This window comes from Elstera litoralis, from assembly GCF_000963705.1.
GTDB lineage: Bacteria > Pseudomonadota > Alphaproteobacteria > Elsterales > Elsteraceae > Elstera > Elstera litoralis.
Window position 1 is genome coordinate 1 of sequence record NZ_LAJY01000678.1, and the last position, 1,531, is coordinate 1,531.

At 54.5% G+C, this 1,531-nt stretch carries 2 protein-coding genes; both read right to left on the reverse strand.

What is annotated here, in order from left to right; translation table 11 throughout:
* Nucleotides 1-289: 289 nt before the first annotated feature.
* On the reverse strand, nucleotides 290-532 hold the full coding sequence (locus tag VZ95_RS22500) for a PDC sensor domain-containing protein (RefSeq protein WP_052711950.1): 243 nt from the start codon (nucleotides 530-532) through the stop codon (nucleotides 290-292).
* Nucleotides 516-1,463, reverse strand: coding sequence for a methyl-accepting chemotaxis protein (locus VZ95_RS18920; RefSeq protein ID WP_052711951.1), 948 nt, complete (start codon nucleotides 1,461-1,463; stop codon nucleotides 516-518). The genes VZ95_RS22500 and VZ95_RS18920 overlap by 17 nt, the downstream gene beginning before the upstream one ends.
* Nucleotides 1,464-1,531 lie beyond the last annotated feature (68 nt).

Sequence of the window (1,531 nt, forward strand, 5' to 3'; positions counted from 1 at the left end):
CATCAACCCATAGCGATGATCCGTTATAAAATCTCGAATCCTAATATTATATTAAGCAGCTCAGTAATTTTCGTAACGTTTCGAGCTTACACTGTTAAGTGTCTAATCTCAGTTTCTCGATATAATTGTAGAATTCTATCTATATTTCCCTAATCAAGGTTTTAGTCATAATTAGAATTATTAAATATCCAAGAGCCATACACTTAAGCGAAAACCCCGTTTCCCCGATCCTGCCGGCTTGCGGGAGAGGCCTTACTAGGCTCCTTGCGCAACAGAAACCTCTCCGGTGTCAACGGCTCCCGCTGCGCAGAGCCCCCGCGATCTCGAACATCACCATCACCGACCAGGGGTGCGTATCTTCGCCGATTTTGAGTGGGTGGAAGATCCGGACGACGCCCGCTGCATCGATGTAATGATAGGCCTGACCGGCGCGAATGGCGCTCTTCGCGTCCGCACTCAGATCATCGGCGGGTTTGCCGAGATGCTCCCGGTCGGGATGCGCCACATAGGCGGCGCTATTGGAGAGCAGCATCAGTGCGCCGACCGTAAAGGCTTAATCCGCGCCATATCCGCCTGGAGGCGCTCCAAGCATAGTCGGTCCCAATCACGCCCGCGAAGACGCCCTTCACCGTGAAAGGCGACATGAGGGAGGTAATCTGCACGATGCGGCCCGCCACCGGGTAATCATAGGGCTCGATCATCACGTCATGCCCGGCTTTACGCGGCAGTTCGTACCAATCATTCAGGCCCGGCGTATCGTAGCCGCTTAGCGGTTCCACCTGAATTTGACCACTGCCCCGGTTCCAATAGGGAATATACCGCCCCGTTGCATCATGGCCCGGCGCGCCGATGAAATCGGCATCGGCCCCGTCAATGACATTCGGCAGAGCGCAGCAGGAAAGCGCGAGCAAATCTTCATTTTTTTGCAAATACTCGGCCATGATATTATCAATCGTGCGGCGAGTTAGCCCCTCCCCCGAGAGGCTTAGCCCCTGAAGCGTCTGCTTGAAAGCATGAATAACTGCCGCAATCCGCGCGAATAGGATTTCTAATTTGGCGGCTTCCAGCGTGGCGATGCGAATGCCGCCCTGAATGAGCGTTTCGACCTCCGCCGTTTCAACATCCTGAACCGCGTTAACAATTTCCCGGTTCACGTCCTGGAGCATCCGATTAATGTCGGAGGTCGCCTCCGACGTGCGCTCTGCCAAAGCCCGCACTTCGGACGCGACGACGGCAAAGCCGCGTCCGGCCTCCCCGGCCCGCGCCGATTCGATCGTGGCATTGAAGGAGAGCATCTTCGTGTGCTTGCTGATGTCGCTAATCAACCCGGCAATGGACGCGATCTCGGTAAAGCGGCCCTCTAGCCGCGATACCAGCAGTTTAATCTGCTCGATTGTATTACTTGGTCGATTTGCCGTTTTAGGGGTAGCGGGCTTGGCGGCGTTCATCTTTTCGAGGGACATCTGAGACGCGTGCATCAGCCCACCTTTAAAAAATCAAAAGAGGAACAAGAGAAAACTATCGCTATCCC